Annotated in this window: 20 protein-coding genes; 9 read left to right on the top strand and 11 right to left on the bottom strand. The window is 73.2% G+C overall.

The features are described from left to right. Positions 1 to 7: 7 nt before the first annotated feature. From ACU436_RS31185 to larE, 6 genes are all read right to left on the bottom strand, one after another. Positions 8 to 796, bottom strand: coding sequence for an SDR family NAD(P)-dependent oxidoreductase (locus ACU436_RS31185; RefSeq protein WP_459030584.1), 789 nt, complete (start codon positions 794 to 796; stop codon positions 8 to 10). Beyond that, positions 772 to 2,319, bottom strand: coding sequence for a UxaA family hydrolase (locus tag ACU436_RS31190; protein WP_459030585.1), 1,548 nt, complete (start codon positions 2,317 to 2,319; stop codon positions 772 to 774). The genes ACU436_RS31185 and ACU436_RS31190 overlap by 25 nt, the downstream gene beginning before the upstream one ends. Further along, positions 2,310 to 3,617 (bottom strand): nickel pincer cofactor-dependent isomerase, group 22, encoded by a 1,308-nt coding sequence (locus ACU436_RS31195; RefSeq protein ID WP_459030586.1) that lies wholly within the window; start codon positions 3,615 to 3,617, stop codon positions 2,310 to 2,312. Before ACU436_RS31195 ends, ACU436_RS31190 begins: the two co-directional genes overlap by 10 nt. A 315-nt stretch (positions 3,618 to 3,932) precedes the next feature. Then, the gene (gene larC, locus ACU436_RS31200; RefSeq protein WP_459030587.1) at positions 3,933 to 5,051 is read right to left on the bottom strand and encodes a nickel pincer cofactor biosynthesis protein LarC; all 1,119 of its coding nucleotides are present in this window, start codon (positions 5,049 to 5,051) and stop codon (positions 3,933 to 3,935) included. Then, on the bottom strand, positions 5,048 to 5,770 hold the full coding sequence (larB, locus tag ACU436_RS31205; RefSeq protein ID WP_459030588.1) for a nickel pincer cofactor biosynthesis protein LarB: 723 nt from the start codon (positions 5,768 to 5,770) through the stop codon (positions 5,048 to 5,050). The genes larC and larB overlap by 4 nt, the downstream gene beginning before the upstream one ends. Then, entirely contained in the window at positions 5,767 to 6,594 is an 828-nt protein-coding gene (larE, locus tag ACU436_RS31210) for an ATP-dependent sacrificial sulfur transferase LarE (RefSeq protein WP_459030589.1), read from the bottom strand. Before larE ends, larB begins: the two co-directional genes overlap by 4 nt. 80 nt (positions 6,595 to 6,674) lie before the next feature. On the opposite strand from larE, the gene ACU436_RS31215 reads away from it, so the two are divergent. From ACU436_RS31215 to ACU436_RS31230, 4 genes are all read left to right on the top strand, one after another. Continuing rightward, complete coding sequence (locus tag ACU436_RS31215; RefSeq protein WP_459030590.1) at positions 6,675 to 7,046, top strand: STAS domain-containing protein; 372 nt, start codon at positions 6,675 to 6,677, stop codon at positions 7,044 to 7,046. Between the two features lie 79 nt (positions 7,047 to 7,125). Next, on the top strand, positions 7,126 to 7,566 hold the full coding sequence (locus ACU436_RS31220; protein ID WP_459030591.1) for an ATP-binding protein: 441 nt from the start codon (positions 7,126 to 7,128) through the stop codon (positions 7,564 to 7,566). After that, positions 7,563 to 8,342: a SigB/SigF/SigG family RNA polymerase sigma factor gene (locus ACU436_RS31225; protein WP_459030592.1), complete on the top strand. Its 780-nt coding sequence runs from the start codon at positions 7,563 to 7,565 to the stop codon at positions 8,340 to 8,342. The genes ACU436_RS31220 and ACU436_RS31225 overlap by 4 nt, the downstream gene beginning before the upstream one ends. A 35-nt stretch (positions 8,343 to 8,377) precedes the next feature. Beyond that, positions 8,378 to 9,604 carry an NAD(P)/FAD-dependent oxidoreductase gene (locus tag ACU436_RS31230; protein ID WP_459030593.1) on the top strand — a complete coding sequence of 409 codons (1,227 nt, stop codon included), beginning with the start codon at positions 8,378 to 8,380 and terminating at the stop codon, positions 9,602 to 9,604. A gap of 84 nt (positions 9,605 to 9,688) precedes the next feature. Here the strand turns inward: ACU436_RS31230 and ACU436_RS31235 are convergent, their stop codons facing one another. Beyond that, positions 9,689 to 9,910 (bottom strand): DUF3618 domain-containing protein, encoded by a 222-nt coding sequence (locus ACU436_RS31235; protein WP_459030594.1) that lies wholly within the window; start codon positions 9,908 to 9,910, stop codon positions 9,689 to 9,691. Between the two features lie 81 nt (positions 9,911 to 9,991). Here ACU436_RS31235 and bcp point away from each other — a divergent pair, with 81 nt between their 5' ends. Continuing rightward, positions 9,992 to 10,459: a thioredoxin-dependent thiol peroxidase gene (gene bcp / locus ACU436_RS31240; RefSeq protein WP_459030595.1), complete on the top strand. Its 468-nt coding sequence runs from the start codon at positions 9,992 to 9,994 to the stop codon at positions 10,457 to 10,459. On the opposite strand, the gene ACU436_RS31245 is transcribed toward bcp, so the two are convergent. The 4 genes from ACU436_RS31245 to ACU436_RS31260 are packed head-to-tail and all read right to left on the bottom strand — an operon-like array spanning position 10,449 to position 13,376. After that, positions 10,449 to 10,850 carry a PIN domain-containing protein gene (locus ACU436_RS31245; RefSeq protein WP_459030596.1) on the bottom strand — a complete coding sequence of 134 codons (402 nt, stop codon included), beginning with the start codon at positions 10,848 to 10,850 and terminating at the stop codon, positions 10,449 to 10,451. The two genes, bcp and ACU436_RS31245, sit on opposite strands and share 11 nt — an antisense overlap. Further along, a complete protein-coding gene (locus ACU436_RS31250) occupies positions 10,838 to 11,104 on the bottom strand; it encodes a type II toxin-antitoxin system Phd/YefM family antitoxin (RefSeq protein ID WP_459030597.1) in 267 nt (88 codons plus the stop codon). Before ACU436_RS31250 ends, ACU436_RS31245 begins: the two co-directional genes overlap by 13 nt. After that, complete coding sequence (locus tag ACU436_RS31255; protein ID WP_459030598.1) at positions 11,101 to 12,462, bottom strand: 6-phospho-beta-glucosidase; 1,362 nt, start codon at positions 12,460 to 12,462, stop codon at positions 11,101 to 11,103. The genes ACU436_RS31250 and ACU436_RS31255 overlap by 4 nt, the downstream gene beginning before the upstream one ends. Further along, complete coding sequence (locus ACU436_RS31260; protein WP_459030599.1) at positions 12,459 to 13,376, bottom strand: DeoR/GlpR family DNA-binding transcription regulator; 918 nt, start codon at positions 13,374 to 13,376, stop codon at positions 12,459 to 12,461. The genes ACU436_RS31255 and ACU436_RS31260 overlap by 4 nt, the downstream gene beginning before the upstream one ends. Before the next feature lie 143 nt (positions 13,377 to 13,519). Here ACU436_RS31260 and ACU436_RS31265 point away from each other — a divergent pair, with 143 nt between their 5' ends. From ACU436_RS31265 to ACU436_RS31280, 4 genes are read left to right on the top strand one after another with little or no spacing between them, the layout of a single operon-like run. Next, the gene (locus ACU436_RS31265; RefSeq protein ID WP_459030600.1) at positions 13,520 to 14,671 is read left to right on the top strand and encodes a carbohydrate kinase family protein; all 1,152 of its coding nucleotides are present in this window, start codon (positions 13,520 to 13,522) and stop codon (positions 14,669 to 14,671) included. A gap of 9 nt (positions 14,672 to 14,680) precedes the next feature. Beyond that, positions 14,681 to 16,048 carry an ABC transporter substrate-binding protein gene (locus ACU436_RS31270; RefSeq protein WP_459030601.1) on the top strand — a complete coding sequence of 456 codons (1,368 nt, stop codon included), beginning with the start codon at positions 14,681 to 14,683 and terminating at the stop codon, positions 16,046 to 16,048. Beyond that, positions 16,041 to 16,928, top strand: coding sequence for a carbohydrate ABC transporter permease (locus tag ACU436_RS31275; RefSeq protein ID WP_459030602.1), 888 nt, complete (start codon positions 16,041 to 16,043; stop codon positions 16,926 to 16,928). The genes ACU436_RS31270 and ACU436_RS31275 overlap by 8 nt, the downstream gene beginning before the upstream one ends. Next, on the top strand, positions 16,925 to 17,725 hold the full coding sequence (locus tag ACU436_RS31280; RefSeq protein WP_459030603.1) for a carbohydrate ABC transporter permease: 801 nt from the start codon (positions 16,925 to 16,927) through the stop codon (positions 17,723 to 17,725). The genes ACU436_RS31275 and ACU436_RS31280 overlap by 4 nt, the downstream gene beginning before the upstream one ends.

A 17,725-nucleotide genomic window follows, 5' to 3' on the forward strand; every position in this document is an offset into this window, starting at 1 on the left:
CGGAGCGTCATGGCGTGAGCTGCCCTCCGTTGACCTCGATCACCTGGCCGGTGACGTAGCCGCTCATGGCCGCGGAGGCCAGGAACAGCACGGTGCCGACGCACTCCTCGGGGGTGCCGGCGCGCCCCATCGGGATGCCGGCGACCATCGCGTCCATCTGCTGCGGCGGGGTGTGCCGCTCGTGGAACGGCGTCGTGATCACGCCGGGCGCCACGGCGTTCACGCGGATCCCGTCCCGGGCGAGCTCCTTGGCGAGGCCCCGGGTGAACGTGCTGACGGCGCCCTTGCTCGTCGCGTACGCCACCGAGCCACCCGCGCCGCCGGTGCGGGCCGCGATCGACGTGAGGTTGACGATCGCGCCGCTGCCCCGGGCGCTCATCACGGGGACGACCTGCCGGCACGCGGCGAACACGGAGGTCATGTTGAGGTCCATGACGCGGGCGAAGTGCTCGTCGGTCATCTCCGCGATCGACATGCGGCCCAGCAGGTCACCCGCGTTGTTGACCAGCACGTCCAGCCGCCCGTGCGCGGCGGCGACCTCGTCGACGAGGCGGGTGGCCCCGGCCGCCGAGGAGAGGTCGGCGGAGACGACGGACGCCGAGCCGCCCGCCTCCTGGATCCCGCCGGCGACCTTCTCGGCGCCGTCGCGGTTGTGCCCGTAGTGGACGACGACGTGCGCGCCGTGCCGGCCGAAGGCCGCGGCGACGGCGGCGCCGATCCCGCTGCCCGCGCCGGTGACCAGGACGACCTGGCCGGAGAAGTCCAGCATCGTCACATCACCGCACCCAGCTGCCACGGCACGAACTCCTCCTGTCCGAAGCCCAGCTCCTCGCTGAACGTCTTGCGCCCCGACGCGGTGTCGAGGATGAACCGGAACAGCCGCTCCCCCACCGCCTGCACCGACTCACCCTCGGAGAGGATCACGCCGCAGTTGACGTCCATGTCGCCGGCCATGCGCTCGTACATCTCGGTGTTGGTGGCGAGCTTGATGCTGGGCGTCGGCTTGCACCCCAGCACCGAGCCGCGGCCGGTGGTGAAGCACATGACGGTGGCCCCGCCCGCCACGATCCCGGTGACCGACACCGGGTCGTAGCCGGGCGTGTCCATGAACGTGAAGCCCTTCGCGGTGACCTTCTCCGCGTAGCCGTAGACGCCGGTGAGGTTCGTCGTGCCGCCCTTGGCGACGGCGCCGAGCGACTTCTCCAGGATCGTGGTCAGGCCGCCCGCCTTGTTGCCCGGCGAGGGGTTGTTGTCCATCGACCCGTTGTTCTTCGCGACGTACCGCTCCCACCAGTGGATCTGGTCGACGAGCTTCTCCGCGACCTCCGGGCTCACCGCGCGCCGCGTGAGCAGGTGCTCGGCGCCGTAGATCTCCGGCGTCTCGCCGAGCACGGCGGTGCCGCCGTGGCGCACCAGGATGTCGACGGCCGCGCCGAGCGCGGGGTTGGCGGTGATGCCCGAGTAGGCGTCGGAGCCGCCGCAGTTGAGGCCGAGCACGAGCTCGCTGACCGGCACGGGCGTGCGGGTGGCCTCGTTGGCCCGCGGCAGCATCGCCTCGAGCGCCTCGACACCCGCCCGGACGGTGGCGACGGTGCCGCCCTGCTCCTGGATCGTCATCGTGGCGACGGGCCGCGACGGGTCGAGCCGCCACCCTTCCGACACGCCTCGGATCTGGTTGACCTCGCAGCCCAGGCCGAGCATGAGGAACCCGGCGAAGTTGGGGTGCTCGGCGTAGCCGGCGAGCGTGCGGCGCAGCACCGCGATGCCCTCGCCGTCGTCGGCCATGCCGCAGCCGGTGCCGTGGGTGAGCGCCACGACGCCGTCGACGTTCGGGAAGGCGTCGAGCCGGCCCGGCCTGCGGAACTGGTCGGCGATCATCTTCGCGGTGTGCGCCGAGCAGTTGACGGACGTCAGGATGCCCAGGTAGTTGCGGGTGGCGACCTTGCCGTCGGCCCGCACGATGCCCTCGAACGTCGCGCGCTCCGACTCCGGCACGTACTCGGTCGGCGTGACGTCGGCGCCCACCGCGTAGTCGCGCTCGAACATCTGGAACGCGACGTTGTGCGTGTGCACGTGGTCACCGGGCCGGATCTCCCCGGTGGCGAAGCCGATGATTTGGTTGTACTTGCGGACGGGCTCCCCCGCGGCGATCTCCGCCGTGGCGATCTTGTGGCCGGCCGGGACGTCCCGGCGCAGCGTCACCCCGTCCAGGGTGGTGCCCGCGGCCAGGGCCCGGGCGGCCACGATCACGTTGTCGGCCGAGTGCAGCCGGACGCTCGGCTCTCCTCGCCGTCCGATGCTGACAGGTGTCACTGCCACGGCAGCAGCCGTCCCTCCTCGTCGAACGCCATCGGTACGGCGTCTCCGGTGATCTCCAGGTTCTGGTCGGCGTCGACCGCCTCCCGCAGCGACTCCGAGACCAGCAGGTGCTCGAGGTCGAGCGTGTTGTGCATGCGCACGAACGTGAGCGCGGCGACGTCCGCCCGCCCGCAGGTGGCCACGGCCGCCGCGATCGTGTCGCGGTCGGTGGCGAACGCCATCGGGATCTGCGCGCGCTGCGGACCACCCAGGCCGGAGGTCATCGCGTTGATGTAGACGCTGCGCAGGTCGACGCGCTCCAGCAGCCGGAACGGCACGAAGTCGGCGAGGCCGAGGCCGACGGCGTTGCCGTGCGATGCGTCGCTGACGTCCAGCACGGCGATGTTGCGGATGCGCGGGCGCTCGAACTCGGCGCTGCCGCGGATCATCATCCGGCCGATGACGTTGGTGTCCATCCCGGCGCCGGAGTAGTTCTTGCCCATCTCGTCGATCACCGCGACGTCGATCTCGTCGAACGGCAGGGTGGCCATGCGGCGCTTGGCGTCCGCGAGGAGCGCGCTCTCGGCGGCACCCGCGATGTCGGGGGCGTCCAGGAGCTCGATGCGGGCGGCGCGGTCGTAGGCGTTCTCGACGATCGCGAGGCCGCCGAGCACCTTGCCGGTGTCGACGATCCGGCGCGCGACCCGCGGCACCCAGACGGCCAGGTTGGCCGGGCCGAACCGGTGGATGCCCTCCGCGCCGCGCTGCTTCCCCAGCCCGATCGCGATGATCTTGGCGAGGCCGCTCTCGACGTCGCCCTGGAAGTCGGTGTGGGCCTTGACCCGGTTGATCGCGAGGATGCCGTCGGCCTTGGCGGCGTTGGCGTCGAGGTGCACGGCGGGGCCGTCGGGCAGGCGGTCCAGCTCGACGGTCTCCATCGTGGCGCGGATCGGCATGCCGACGCTGTCCTCGGTGATCCCGAGGTCGGCGAGCAGCTCCACCTGACCCTCGGCCGTGGCACCGCCGTGCGAGCCCATCGCCGGCACCACGAACGGCTCGGCCCCCGCCGCGCGCAGCCACTGCCCGGCCGCGCGCACCACCGCGGGCTTGTCGTGGATCCCGCGACTGCCCGCCGTGATCGCGACGGTCATGCCGGGGCGGATCCGTGCGCGCACCGGTTCGAGCGCCTGCGCCGTGGCCGCCGCCACGTCGGCGACCCGTCCCGGGTCGAACCGCTGCCGCACCGGCAACAGCCGCGGGAACGGCACGTCGTAGGTGAGTTCCCGGACGGCCTCGAACGGGCCGAGATGCGTGCTCACGACGTACCCCCTTGTGCGCGGCCTGCCACCCGAGGCTATGTGTGGCCGCTCACCTGGTCAACGCAGCTCCTCTGATGTGTGAGCAGGTAAACGTCCGATGTCTAGCCCGACGCCCGGACCGCCGGATGATCGCTGCGATGTGCGGATGTGCGTCCTCCATGGGGCGCAACGGCGCATCTCGGACCGATCATCCGCCGTTGATCGGTGCGAGACCCCGCTCAGCGTCCCCGTGACGGCGAGACCCCGCACCTGGCATCGATCATGCGCGGGTCCGCGCCGCCATCCCGGCCGGTCCCCGACCAACGAGATCACGACCTACGGCCGGGCCGCCACCGCGCGGCGGGCCACCTCGCGCAGCGGGAGGTCAAGGGCCGCTGCCGCCGCCGCCACGTCGTCGTGCTCGGGCTTCACACCCCACGGCCCGTGCTTGAGCCGGATCGGGTGGCCGTCCACGTCCACCGTGGTCGTGTGCCGGGGCAGGGCGGCGCGGTCCACCGGCGAGCGGCGAAGGCCCAGGCTGCCGGTCTCGGCGAGCACGACGCGCTCGCAGCCGGCCGCACGGTCGGCGGCCACCAGCACGTGGACGGTGTGGGCCGGCCTCCCCTTCTTCATCACGATCGGCGAGAGCCACGCGTCCGCCGCACCCGCGTCGAGCAGTCGCGCGACGAGGTGGCCGAGCACCTCGCCGGTGACGTCGTCGACGTTCGTCTCCAGCAGCAGCATCTGCTCGACGCGGCCGGCGGCGTCGCCGAGCATCGCCTGCAGCACGTTGGCCCGGCCCGCCGGGTCGCGCCCACCCGCCCCGTACCCGACGCCGCGCAGCGCCATCGCCGGCAGCGCGCCGAACCGCGCCCCCGCCGCGACCAGCAGGGCCGCCCCGGTGGGCGTCACGGTCTCGCCCTCACCCGCCCCGACGACCGGGGCGCCGGCCCGGGCCAGCAGCTCCGCGGTGGCCGGCGCGGGCACCGGCAACACGCCGTGCCTGGTGGCGACGGTGCCGGAGCCGAGCGCGAGCGGCCCGCAGTGCACCTCGGTGACGCCGAGGAGCTCCAGCGCCGCGGCCACGCCGACCGTGTCGACCACGGTGTCCAGACCGCCGATCTCGTGCAGGTGCACCCGGGCCGGGTCGATGCCGTGGATCCCGGCCTCCACCTCGGCGATCTCCCGCACGGCGCGCGCCGCGACCGGCACGTCGGCGACCCGCGCGAGCAGCTCGGCCGCATGCCGCTCGGTGGCGGTGTCGGTGACCTCGACGACGGCCCTCGTGGCCCCGATCCCGCCGCGCGTGACGCGCTCGGCCCCGAGCTCCCAGCCGTCCAGGCCGGTGCGGGCCACCGCGGCCCGCACGCCGTCGACGGGGGCGCCGAGGTCGAGCAGCGCGCCCAGCAGCATGTCGCCGGAGATCCCGCTGAACGGGTTGAGCCAGAGGATCACCGGGGAACCCGCTGGGCCATGCGGTGCGCGGCGATCGCCGCCCCGAAACCCGAGTCGATGTTCACGACCACCACCCCGGCCGCGCAGGAGCTGAGCATCGCCAGCAGCGGCGTGACGCCCTCGAACACCGCCCCGTACCCGACCGAGGTCGGTACCGCGATGACCGGGCAACCCACCAACCCGCCGACGACGCTGGGCAGCGCGCCCTCCATCCCGGCCACCACGATCACCGCGTCGGCCGCGGCGAGCGTCCCGGTCTCGGCGAGCAGCCGGTGCACGCCGGCGACCCCGACGTCCCGAAGCTCCTGCACCTGCAGGCCGATCGCCGTGGCCACGGCGGCCGCCTCGGCCGCCACGGGCCAGTCGGAGGTGCCGGCCGACGCGACGACCACGCGGAACGGCCGCGGCGGAGCGGGACGCCACACCAGGAGCCGGGCCACGGCGTCGTAGCTGCCGCCCTCGACGGCGGCGCCCACCTCGGCCGCGTCCTCGCCGGTGACGCGGGTGACCAGCACCGGACCGTCGTTGCCCGCGAGCAGCGACCGCACCACCCCGACGACCTGCTCGACCGTCTTCCCCGGCCCGTACACGACCTCGGGGAGGCCGAGCCGCGCCTCCCGGTCGGTGTCGGGCCGCGCGAAACCCAGATCCTCGAAGCCGGCGCTTGATTGCCTCCGCTCCGCTCCGGCGTGCTCGCGGGCCTCATCGTCAGCCATCATCGGGAGGTCGGCATCCCCAGGAGCACGTTCATCCGCCCACTGGCGAACCCCTGCATGTCGAGCGCGCAGAACTCGAAACCGGCTCCGCGGACGGCCCGGTCCAGCTCGGAGCGCAGGTCGGCGGCCCGAGCCACGTCCTCGGCCGGTACCTCGACGCGGGCCACCGCGCCGTTGCCGTGCGCCCGCACGCGGCAGACCGGGAAGCCGAGGCCACGCACCTCCTCCTCGGCCAGCTCGATGCGGCGCAGGACCTCCGCGGTGACCGGGTCGCCGTACGCCACCCGCGACGAGAGGCACGCGGCGGCCGGCTTCTCCGCCGTGGCGAGGCCGAGGGCCGCGCTGACGCGGCGCACGTCGGACTTGCCGAACCCGGCGTCGAGCAGCGGGGCGATCGCGCCGCGCGCGACCGCCGCGGCCTGACCCGGCCGGTGGTCGCCGAGGTCGTCGGTGTTGGTGCCGAGCGCGATCCGGGCCCCGGAGAGCGCGGCCAGCGGCGCGAGCGCGTCGAAGAGCGCGGACTTGCAGTGGTAGCAGCGGTCCCCGGCGTTGGCGACGTACTCGGGCCGGTCGAGCTCGTCGGTGGCGACCTCGACGTGGGCGATGCCGTGCGCCGTGGCGAACGCCCGCGCGGCCGCACGCTCGCTGCGGGGCAGGCTCGCCGACACCGCCGTGACGGCCACGGCCCGTTCCCCGAGCTCCTGCGCGGCGACGGCCGCCACGAGCGCCGAGTCGACCCCGCCGGAGTAGGCGACCAGCAGTCGCGGCTCGGCGCGCACGCGTTCGCGGAGGGTCGCCAGCTTCACCTCATCAGACGTCTCGGACACGACCGCAGCCTAAGCGGGTGACGCACCCCTTGGCACCGGTGGCGCGGGGTAGGGTTCGCGCGGCGAGGCGGAGGTGAGACATGGATGATTCGGGCCGGCCCGGCCCCGAGGTCCTCGACGCCACGCTGACCCGGCCGAATCCGGACACGGCCGTCCTCGCGGTGCGAGGCGAGATCGACACGCTCACCGCACCCGCGTTCACGGCCGCCATCGAGGAGCTGCTGACCGCTTCGGGCGAGGTTCTCGTGATGGACCTCACCGAAGTGCGGTTCCTCGCGTCGAGCGGTCTCGCTGCGATGATCTCGGCGGCCCATCGGGCCGAGGACCGCGGGATCCGGTTGCGGCTGGTCATCACCAGCCGCGCGGTGCGCCGCCCGCTCGAGGTCACCGGCACCGCCGCCCTGTTCGATCTGCACTCCGACGCGGACTCCGCGTGCGGGGGGCGCGATTGAACCCGCAACGACCAGGTAGCAAGATGAAGCAGCCGGTGCGGTGACCGCACCTGAGGAGACCGGAAGGAGACCCGGCAGCGTGTCCGACCTGGACTCCCCCTCGCCCGCCGACGCACTCGACGGGGCATCGACCGTGGAGGTCCGGACGTCGGCGAGCGCCGCGCTGATCCCGACCATCCGCGCCGTAGCCTCCGACCTGGCCGCTCGAGCCGACTTCGACCTCGACGCCATCTCCGACCTGCGGATGGCCGTGGACGAGGCCTGCGCCACGCTCGTCGACGTCGCAGCCCCCACCTCCTGGCTGCGCTGCACGTTCCTGGTGCGTCCCGAACGCATCGAGGTGCACGCACAGGTGCAGACCAAGCACGTCGAGGCCGTGGTGTCCACCGACACCTTCGGCTGGCGGGTGCTGCAGACCCTCGCCGACGAGGTCACGGTGCACCACGACCCCGGCGTCGACGGTACCGGCCCGACCGTGGGCATCCGGTTGGACAAGCGCTCCGGCGACGTGATGCGGTGACCCGAGCAGACCCCGAGTACGGACACCTCTCGCCCCTCCTCGAACGCTATTCCGCGCTGCCGGCCGACCACCCGGACCGGGAGAAGCTGCGGGACGAGCTCGTGCGGGGGTTCCTCCCGGTGGCCCAGCACATCGCCCGCCGCTTCTCCAACCGCGGTGAGCCCCTCGACGACCTCGTTCAGGTCGCCACCGTCGGGTTGATCAACGCGATCGACCGCTACGCGCCCGACCGCGGCACCGACTTCTTCTCGTTCGCCGTGCCCACCATCAGCGGCGAGGTCCGGCGGCACTTCCGCGACCTCGGCTGGTCGATGCGCGTGCCGCGGCGGCTGAAGGACCTGCACGTCTCGATCAACGGCGCCGTGTCCGAGCTGTCGCAGAGCCTCGGCCGCGCGCCGAAGCCCACCGAGATCGCCGAACGGCTCGGGGTACCGGTCTCCGAGGTGCTGGAGGGACTGGAGGCCTCGGAGGCGTACCGGAGCTCGTCGCTGGACGAGATGCTCTCCTCCGAGCAGGGCAGCGCCACCGTCGGCGAGCTGGTGGGAGAGGCCGACGCCGAGCTCGACCGCGTCGACTTCCGCCAGGCGTTGCGCCCCGTGCTCGCCGAGCTCGCCGAGCGCGAGCGGACGATCGTGCTGCTGCGGTTCTTCGGCAACATGACCCAGACCCAGATCGCCGACCGGGTCGGCATATCCCAGATGCACGTGTCCCGGCTCCTCGCCCAGACCCTCGACCGGCTACGCACCCGGCTGGACCCCGAGACGCGCGTCGGCTGAGCGCTGCGACACAATTCCGGCCGAGGGGGAACATCATGACCGGTCAGCCGGAGCACGTGGTGATCATCGGTGCCGGGCTGGGTGGGCTGCGCACGGCACAGCAGCTGCGCTCGGCCGGGCTGCAGGGCCGGATCAGCCTCGTCGGCGCCGAGTCGCGGCCGCCCTACGACCGGCCACCGCTGTCGAAGCAGGTGCTCACCGGCGAATGGGACCCGCAGCGCACCGCGCTGGCCGAGCCCGACACGTTCGACGAGCTCGGCGTCCGCACCCACCTCGGCAACCCCGCGATCGCCCTGCGTCCCGGCGACCGGGGGCACGAGCTCGAGCTGGCCGACGGGGCGGCGCTGCACGGCGACGCCGTCGTGATCGCCACCGGGCTCGTCGCCCGGGAGCTGCCGGACCAGCCCGCGCAGGTGCACACGCTGCGCACCCTCGACGACGCGCTCGCCCTGCGCGCCACCCTGGAGACCGCGGCCACGCTGCTCGTGGTCGGCGCCGGGTTCATCGGGGCCGAGGTGGCGAGCTCCGCGCGCACCCGTGGCACCGCCGTCACCGTCGTGGAGGCGCTCGACGTACCCGCCGCCCACGCGCTCGGGCCGCAGGTGGGCCCCCTGGCCGGACGGCTGATCACCGAGAGCGGCGCCGAGCTGCACACCGGCGCGAAGATCACCCGTTTCGTGGACGCGTCCGGCGGGGTGGCGGTCGAGCTCGCCGACGGCAGGCAGGTCGCCGCGGAGGCCGCGGTCGTCGGCATCGGCGGCGTGCCGCGGCTGGACTGGTTGGCCGGCCTCGGCCTCGACACGTCCCGCGGCCTCGCCTGCGGCCCCACCGGGCGGGTCCACGGCCTGGAGAACGTGTGGGCGGTCGGGGACGTCGCGTCGTGGGACGACCCGGTGACCGGTGCCCGCCACCGCCACGAGCACTGGACCAGCGCGGGCGACCAGGCCGCCATCGCGGCCCGGGACGTGCTCTCCGCCCCACCCCCGCCCACCACGGTGCCCTACTGCTGGTCCGACCAGTTCGGCCTCAAGATCCAGGTCGTGGGGCGGCCGGAGCTCGGCGGCGACGAGGTCGTGCCGCTGCACGGCGCGGGTTTCGACGGCGGTCCCGTGCGCGGCACGGTGGCGGCGTACGTCGCAGGCGACCGGGTGGTGGCGGTGGTGGGCTTCGGCGCCGCCCGCCTGGTGGCCCGCTACCGCCCCCTGGTGGCAGCAGGCGCTGCGGCGTCGGAGGCGCGCGCGATGGCTGCGGCCCTCACCTGAGGCCCGCAGCTCGCCCCGGAACTGCAGCAAGGTGGCTTTGCTCCGGTTGAACCGGAGCAAAGCCCCCATGCTGTGATCGGAGAATCAGCGGAAGAGCTTGCGGAGCAGCGCCAGCACCAGGATCGCGCCGATCGCCATCAGGCCGTAGCGGATCCGCGGGTCGGAGAGGCGGTGCTGCACGCTCTCCTTGCCCGCCGCCACCAGGTGCTTCGGGTGGGCCCGCTCCGAGAGCTCGTCGAGGCTGTCGGCGAGCGCGTCCCTGGTCTGCTCGATCTCGCGCTGGATGGTGTCCGGGTCGCGGGGCACGACGCCTCCTGGTGCTGCGGGTCGACTTGGATAGCGGAGGGTGCCACGGTAGATCAGCGGCACGGGTGCCAGTATCGCGGCATGACGACCCGTCTGGCCCCCGGCGACACGGCTCCCGAGTTCACTCTTCCCGATGCGGACGGCAAGCCCGTGTCCCTGTCGGACCACCGCGGCCGCCGCGTGATCGTCTACTTCTACCCGGCTGCCAGCACGCCGGGCTGCACGAAGCAGGCCTGCGACTTCCGCGACAACCTCGCCGACCTCGGTGACGCCGGGCTCGACGTGCTCGCGATCTCGCCGGACGGGCAGGCGAAGCTGGTGAAGTTCCGCGACGCCGAGGGCCTGACGTTCCCGCTGCTCTCCGACGTCGACAAGGAGGTCCTCACCGCCTGGGGCGCCTTCGGGGAGAAGAAGCTGTACGGCAAGACCGTCACCGGCGTCATCCGGTCGACGTTCGTGGTCGGCCCGGACGGGAAGATCGAGCAGGCGTTCTACAACGTGCGGGCCACCGGGCACGTCGCGAAGCTGCGGAGGGACCTCAAGGTCTGACGACGCGGGCATCAACCCCGGGGAGGTCGGAGAACCGGGCCTTCTCGTCGGTCGTGACGATGGTGCGGCCCGAGCTGAGCGCGGTGGCCGCGAGCAGGAGGTCGTGGGCGCCGCGCGGCTCGCCCGTCTGCCGCACGTGCGCCAACAGCGCGGCATGGTGCTCTGCAACGTCCTCGTCGTACTCGAGCACCGGCACCAGCTGCAGCACGTCGTCCAGGAAGGCTCGTTGCGCCGCGGACCGTCCCGGATCCGGGTCGAGCAGTGTGCCGGCCAGGTACTCGGCCACGGCGATCGCCGCGATGCAGACGTCGTCGGCGGCCGCCATCCCGGCGAGCGCTTGCCCGCGGGCGCCGGCGACGAGGACCCCGGTGTCGAGGATCAGTCGCGCCACGGATCGGAGTCCAGCTCGGCGGATGCCCCGCTACGCGCCGCGTCGACCTGGAGCGCGAAGGCATCGTCGAGCGCGGGATGATCGCGCCAACGTGCGAACAGGTCCAGCACCGCGCCCCCGTTCGCACGGGGTGCAGGCGCGATCAGCGCCACGCGCCGGCCGGAGCGGGTGACGACGACCGTCTGCCCCTTCTCCGTGGCGTCCAGCACGGCGGAGAAGTTGCGCGACGCCTCGGAGGCCGTCATCTCCCTCATGGGTTCAGAATATCAGATTCTGCATCTCCGAAGGTGGTGAACACCGCATCGAGTCCCGGCAGCCGCTCGCGATAGCCGCGCAGCAGGTCCTGCGCCACGCCCACCGAGTCGACGAGCGGGTGCTGGGCAAAGGCCCGCAGCGCGAGCGTCGGCGACCCGGTGACGGCCGCCTCGATCGTGTCCTGCTCCACCGCCTTGACCTGCTGCAGCAGTCCCAGCATGGCGCCGGGCAACGGCGCGGTGGCCAGCGGTGTGACGCCGTGGGCACCGACCAGGCAGGGCACCTCCACCACCGCGTCGGCGGGGAGCCCGGGCACCGCGGCGCCGTTGCGGACGTCGAGGATCATGGTTTGCGGTACTCCCCCGGACAGCGCCGCCATCAGCTCGAGGGCCACCTGCTGGTACCCGCCGCCCGCGACGTCCTCGGCCGCGCGCTCGCCCGCGCCGCTCGCCTCCCGGCTCTCGGCCATGTAGCTGGCGTCGCGCTCCGCGCGGACGCGCGTCCACCGCTCCAGCGCGCCGGCGGGGTCGGCGGCGGTCTCGGCGTAGAACCGATCCTGCTGGGTGAGCAGGTACTCCCCGCGCGTGCTCCCCGCCTCGCGGATGGCCGCCACCGCCTCGCGGGCGCGGTAGAAGTAGTAGAGGTACTCGTTGGGCAGCGCGCCGATGGCCCGCACCCAGTCGGCGCCCACGAGCCGCACCTCCTCGATGGAGTCGAGCGCGGCGTCGTCGGCCAGCAGGTCGGGCAGCCGGTCCACGCCGTCCACCCGCAGCCCGCGCAGCCAGCCCAGGTGGTTGAGACCGACGTACTCGACCACCTGCTCGCCGCCGGCGCCGATCCCGAGCGCCCGGGCCGCCCGCGTCGCGAGCCCGATCGGGGAGTCGCAGATGCCCACCACCCGCTCGCCCAGCACCCGCTGCATGGCCTCGGTGATCATCCCGGCGGGGTTGGTGAAGTTGATGACCCAGGCGTCCGGTGCCAGCGCGGCCACCCGCTCGGCGACGCGCAGCGCGACCGGCACCGTTCGCAGGCCGAAGGCGATCCCGCCGGGGCCGGTGGTCTCCTGGCCCAGCACGCCACAGGACAGCGCCACCCGCTCGTCCACCGTGCGCCCGGCGAGCCCGTCCACCCGGATCGCGGAGAACACGAACCGTGCGCCGGCCAGTGCGTCGTCCAGGTCCGTGGTGGCCCGCACCACCGGGCCGCCGCCGAACTGCTCGAGCACGGCCCGGATCGCGGTGAGCCGCTCGGGCGCCACGTCGTGCAGGACGACCTCGCTGATCGGAGAGGCGTCTCCGAGCGCCTGGTAGACGAGCGGCACGCGGAACCCGCCGCCGCCGAGAACGGTGAGTTTCACCAGCGCCCCGCGCCGGGGGTCCGGTGCGTGGATCGGCGGATCCGGGCTTCCGCTGAGTGGGCCGGCGGGCCGTCCTCGTACTGGGCGTACTCGGGCGGTTCGCCGGTGCGCTCAGCGGGAAGCTGGGCCGTCGAGGTATGCGGTGGACCCCCGGCACGGGGCGCCAGGCGGATCTCGGTGCCGGCCGCGGCGCACGCGGCGAGCGTCTCGGCGTCGGCCCCTTCGTTCGTGACGACCACGTCGACCTCCTCCGGTCCGCAGACGGTGAGCAGCCCGGTGCCCGGGAACTTCCCGCGGTCGGCCACCACGACGGTCTGCTCGGCCGCCTCGATCATCGCCCGCTTGACCGGCACCTCGACGAGCGTCGAGTCCCGCACCTGGCCGCTGCGCGCGATGCCGCTCGTGCCGAGGAACAGCCGGTGGGCACGCACCTCGTGCAGGGCCTGCTCGGTGAGCATGCCGACGAGGGAGTGGTAGTTGCGGCGCAGGATGCCGCCGAGCACGAGCAGCTCCACGGCCGGGTCGGAACGCAGCTCGTCGACGACGGCGAGGCTGCTCGTGATCACCGTGATCCGCCGGCCCCGCAGCGCCCGCGCGAGCCGCGCGGTGGTGGTGCCGATGTCGAGCAGCACCACATCCCCGTCGCTGACGAGCTCGGCCGCGACGCGGGCGACGCGCTCCTTCTCGTCGGCGGCCACGGTCGCCACCTGGGCGAACGGCACCGGGTCGTCGTCGTGGACGCATCCGGCGCCGCCCCGGACCCGGCGCAGCGCTCCGTCGGCGTCGAGCGAGTGCAGGTCGCGCCGGATCGTGGACGGGCTCACGCCGAGGTTCTCGGCCAGCGCCTCCACGGAGACCACGCCGGAGGACCGCACCAGGCGGAGGATCTCCCCGTGACGGCTCGCCGGAAGCACGCGCACACCGTAACGCAGTGCCACGCGGGCGAACAGCCAACAGCACGCAGGTTTCGTCACGTCTGCGCAAATTCGCGCACATGTGGTTGCCATGTACGCAGCCCACCGGCACTATCCGGACAGACCAACCGAATGGATAGGTGGTGCAGCAGTTGACCAGCGCGATCGTGGACACGCCGCACGAACCTGTGTTGTGGGACCCGCTCGCCGACCTGCGTGACGCCGACTCGCCCGCCGTCGACGTGTTCATGTCCGGCACCGTGTTCCTCGACATCGTCTTCGCCGGGCTGCCCACGGCACCCGCCGCGGGCACCGAGGTGTGGGCGTCCGGGATGGCCTCCTGCCCCGGCGGCATCGCCAACCTCGCGGTGGCCACCGCCCGGTTGGGCCTGCGCACGAGCCTCGCCGCCGGGTTCGGCGACGACGTCTACGCCGACTTCCTCTGGCAGACCCTCGCCGAGCAGGAGCGCGTCGAGCTGTCCCGGTCCCGGCGCTTCGCCGGGTGGCACTCCCCGGTCACCGTCTCCCTGGCCGTGCAGCGCGACCGCAGCATGGTCACCCACGGCCACGAGCTGCCGATCGGCACCGACGAGCTGATCGGCGTGCCGCCGCGCTGCCGGGCCGTGATCACCAGCATCGGCGAGGGCGCCGCCGAGCCCGTACTCCCGTCCTGGGTGGCGCGGTCGCGGCAGGAGGGCGCGCTCGTGTTCGCCGATGCCGGCTGGGACCCCACCGGCGAATGGGACCCGAGGCTGTTGAGCACGCTCGCCGGGTGCGACGCCTTCATGCCCAACGCCGTCGAGGCCATGCACTACACCCGCACCGACACCCCGCGGGCGGCGCTGCGCGCACTCGCCGAGCACGTGCCGCTCGCGGTCGTCACGCTGGGCGGTGAGGGCGCCATCGCGATCGACGGCGTCACCGGGGAGCTGGCGGAGGTGCCTGCGCTCCCCGTGGACGCCCTCGACCCCACGGGAGCGGGCGACGTGTTCGGCGCGGCGCTCGTGCTCGGCACCATCGCGGGCTGGCCCCTCGAACACCGGCTGCGGTTCGCCGGGGTGTCGGCCGCACTCGCCGTCCACGAGTTCGGCGGGTCGCTCGCCGCGCCGGGCTGGGGCGACATCGGGGACTGGTGGCGCCGCACCCGTGCCTGCGCCGCCGAGGGCAACCCCACTTCCATCGAGCTTGCCGGGCGCTACGGCTTCCTCGAGGATCTTGTGCCACGCACCCACGTCTGCGGGGTGCGGCGAGCGGCCGCCACCATCGCCCGCCACTCCGACGTCACCCGCCCCTGAGGAGCCCACATGACCCGCCCCGCACGGACCTGCCGCGTCGCCGTCGCCGCGCTCGTCGGGGCGCTGGGGCTCCTCGCCGCCGCGTGCACCCCGGGCTCGGAGAACGCGGCCGCCCCACCACCCACCGACCGCGCGATACAGACCGACGTCGCCGCACTCGGGCCGGTCACGCTCACGGTGTGGGACCAGGAGGTCCGCGGCGGGCAGAACGAGCAGATGGAGCGGCTCAACGCCGCGTTCCAGCAGCGGTACCCGAACGTCACGATCAAGCGCGACTCGCGCTCGTTCGACGACCTCGCCACCACCCTGCGCCTCGCCCTTTCCGGCAACGACGCGCCCGACGTCGTGCAGGCCAACAACGGCCGTGCCGACATGGGCGCGTTCGTCGCCGCGGGTGAGCTGCTGCCGCTGGCCCCCTGGGCGCAGGCCTACGGCTGGGACCAGCGCTACCCCGACGCCGTGCGCCAGTACGTCAGCTACACGCCGGACGGCAAGGTGTTCGGCGAGGGTGAGATGTACGGGCTGCCGCAGGTCGGCGAGGTCGTCGGCATCTACTACAACCCCGCCGAGCTGCAGCGGCTGGGCATCGCCGTCCCCACCACGTGGGAGGACTTCGAGGCCGCGCTCGGCACCGTCAAGGCTGCCGGGGCCACCCCGCTGCAGCTGGGCAACGTCGAGGGCTGGCCCGCGCTGCACGTCTTCGGCACGGTGCAGGACCAGCTCGTGCCCGCCGACCAGATCACCGACCTCGCGTTCGGGCGCAAGGGCGCCTCCTGGACCACCCCGGAGAACACGCAAGCCGCGCAGCGGGTCGCCGACTGGGCCCGCGCCGGCTACTTCAACGAGGGCGTCAACGGCCTCGACGACAACCAGGCGTGGCAGGCGTTCTCGCGCGGCGAGTCCGTGTTCTTCATCGGCGGCACCTGGTACGCCGCCGACCTGGAGGCCGCCATGGGCCAGAACGTGCGGTTCATGCCTCCCCCGCCGCCCGCCGGCCGCCCGGTCTCGGCCACCGGGGGCACCGGGCTGCCGTTCGCCATCACCAGCGCGAGCGACGCACCCGACGCCGCGGCGGCCTACCTCGACTTCCTCACCAGCCCCGACGCCATGAAGGTGCTCACCGAGACCGGCAACCTGCCCGTCGTCGACACCGCGGCGCAGACGCCACCCGCCGGGCTCTCGAAGGACGTCTTCGCCGCGTTCGCCACCGTCGCCGACGGCGGGCAGCTGCTCCCCTACCTCGACTACGCGACCCCGACGATGGGCGACACGATGGGCGCGGCGCTGCAGGACCTGCTCGCCGGCTCGCAGCCGCCCGACGCGACCCTCTCCACGGTGGAGGCCGACTACGCCGCCTTCGTGGAGCAGAATGGCTGACCGGCCCCGCAGGAGCCGCCTGGGTCCCTCCCCGTGGCACGCGCTGGCCTACGTCGCGCCCGCGCTGGTCGTGTACGCGGCGTTCGTGCTGTACCCGCTCGGCCGCGCCGTGCACCTGTCGCTCTTCGACTGGGACGGGCTCACGCTCGCGACGTTCGTGGGGCTGGGCAACTACGTCGAGGTCGTCACCGACGCGGGCCTGCGCGCGGCGTTCGCGCACGCGCTCGTACTGATCGTGTTCTTCGCGCTGCTGCCCACCGCGATCGGCCTCGTGCTCGCCACGTTGCTCACCCGGGCCCGGACACGCGGACTGCCGTTCTTCCGGACGGTCGTGTTCCTGCCGCAGGTCGTCGCCATGGTGGTGGTCGGCGTCGCGTGGCGGCAGCTCTACGCCCCCGACGGCTCGGTCAACGACCTGCTGGAGCTCGTCGGCCTCGGCGGGGTCACCCGGGCCTGGCTCGGCGACCCGACGTTCGCGCTGCCCGCCGTCGGCGTGATCGGCACGTGGGTGCAGACGGGACTCGTCACCGTGCTGCTGATGGCCGGCATCAGCCGGATCCCCGACCAGCTGTACGAGGCCGCCCGGCTCGACGGCGCCGGCCCGGTGCGGGAGTTCTTCGCGATCACGCTGCCGTCGGTGCGCGCGGAGATCGCGGTCGCGCTGACGCTCACCGTGATCGCCGCGCTCAAGACGTTCGACCTGATCTACATCACCACCGGTGGCGGGCCGGGAAACCGCACGTCGGTGCCGTCGTACGAGGTCTACAACCGGGCGTTCCGGCTCGGTGAGGTCGGCTCCGCCGCGGCCGTCGGCGTCACGCTGACCGTGATCATCTTCGTGGTGAACCTCGCGGTGGTCCGGATCGGCGAGCGCCGATGATCTCCCGCACCGAGCGCTCCGCCAACTACGCGATCCTCCTGCTCTTCGCGGTGTTCGCGCTGTGGCCGATCCTCACGATCCTCGGCAGCGCACTCGGCGCCGACGACGCCGGAGGCGCCGGCGGCCTCGCCAACTTCCCGGCCGCGTGGGAGGAGGGCCGGTTCGGCCGCTCGATGCTCACCAGCATCGGCGTCTCGGGCTTCGTCGTGGTCGTGGCGGGTGTGCTCTCGATACTGGCGGGCTACGCCTTCGGCACCATGCGCGTGCCCGGCGCCTCGGTGCTCTTCCCGCTGTTCCTGCTCGGGCTGATGGTGCCCACCGAGGTGATCGTCGTCCCGCTGTACTTCGACCTGCGCACCTTCGGGCTCACCAACACGTTCTGGGGCATCGCGCTGCCGCAGGTGGCGCAGTCGGTCGCGTTCGGCACGTTCTGGATGCGGGCCTACTTCCGGTCCCGCCCGCAGTCGCTGATCGAGGCCGGCCGCCTCGACGGCGCCGGCTCGTGGCGCATCCTCTGGCAGATCCTCGTGCCGCCCGGGCGGCCCGCGATCGTCACGATGGTGGTGCTCACGTTCATGTGGACGTGGAACGAGTTCCTCATCCCACTGGTCATGGCCACCGACGAGGGGCTGCGCACCGCCCCGCTCGGCCTCGCGTTCTTCCAGGGCCAGCACACGTCCGGCCTGACGCTGCTCGCCACCGGGGCCGTGATCGTCGCCGCTCCCGTCGTCGTGGTGTACCTCTTCCTCCAGCGCCACTTCATCCGGGGCATGCTGGAGGGCGCCGTGCGGGAGTGA

The sequence above is a fragment of the Pseudonocardia wallangbongensis genome (assembly GCF_054486945.1).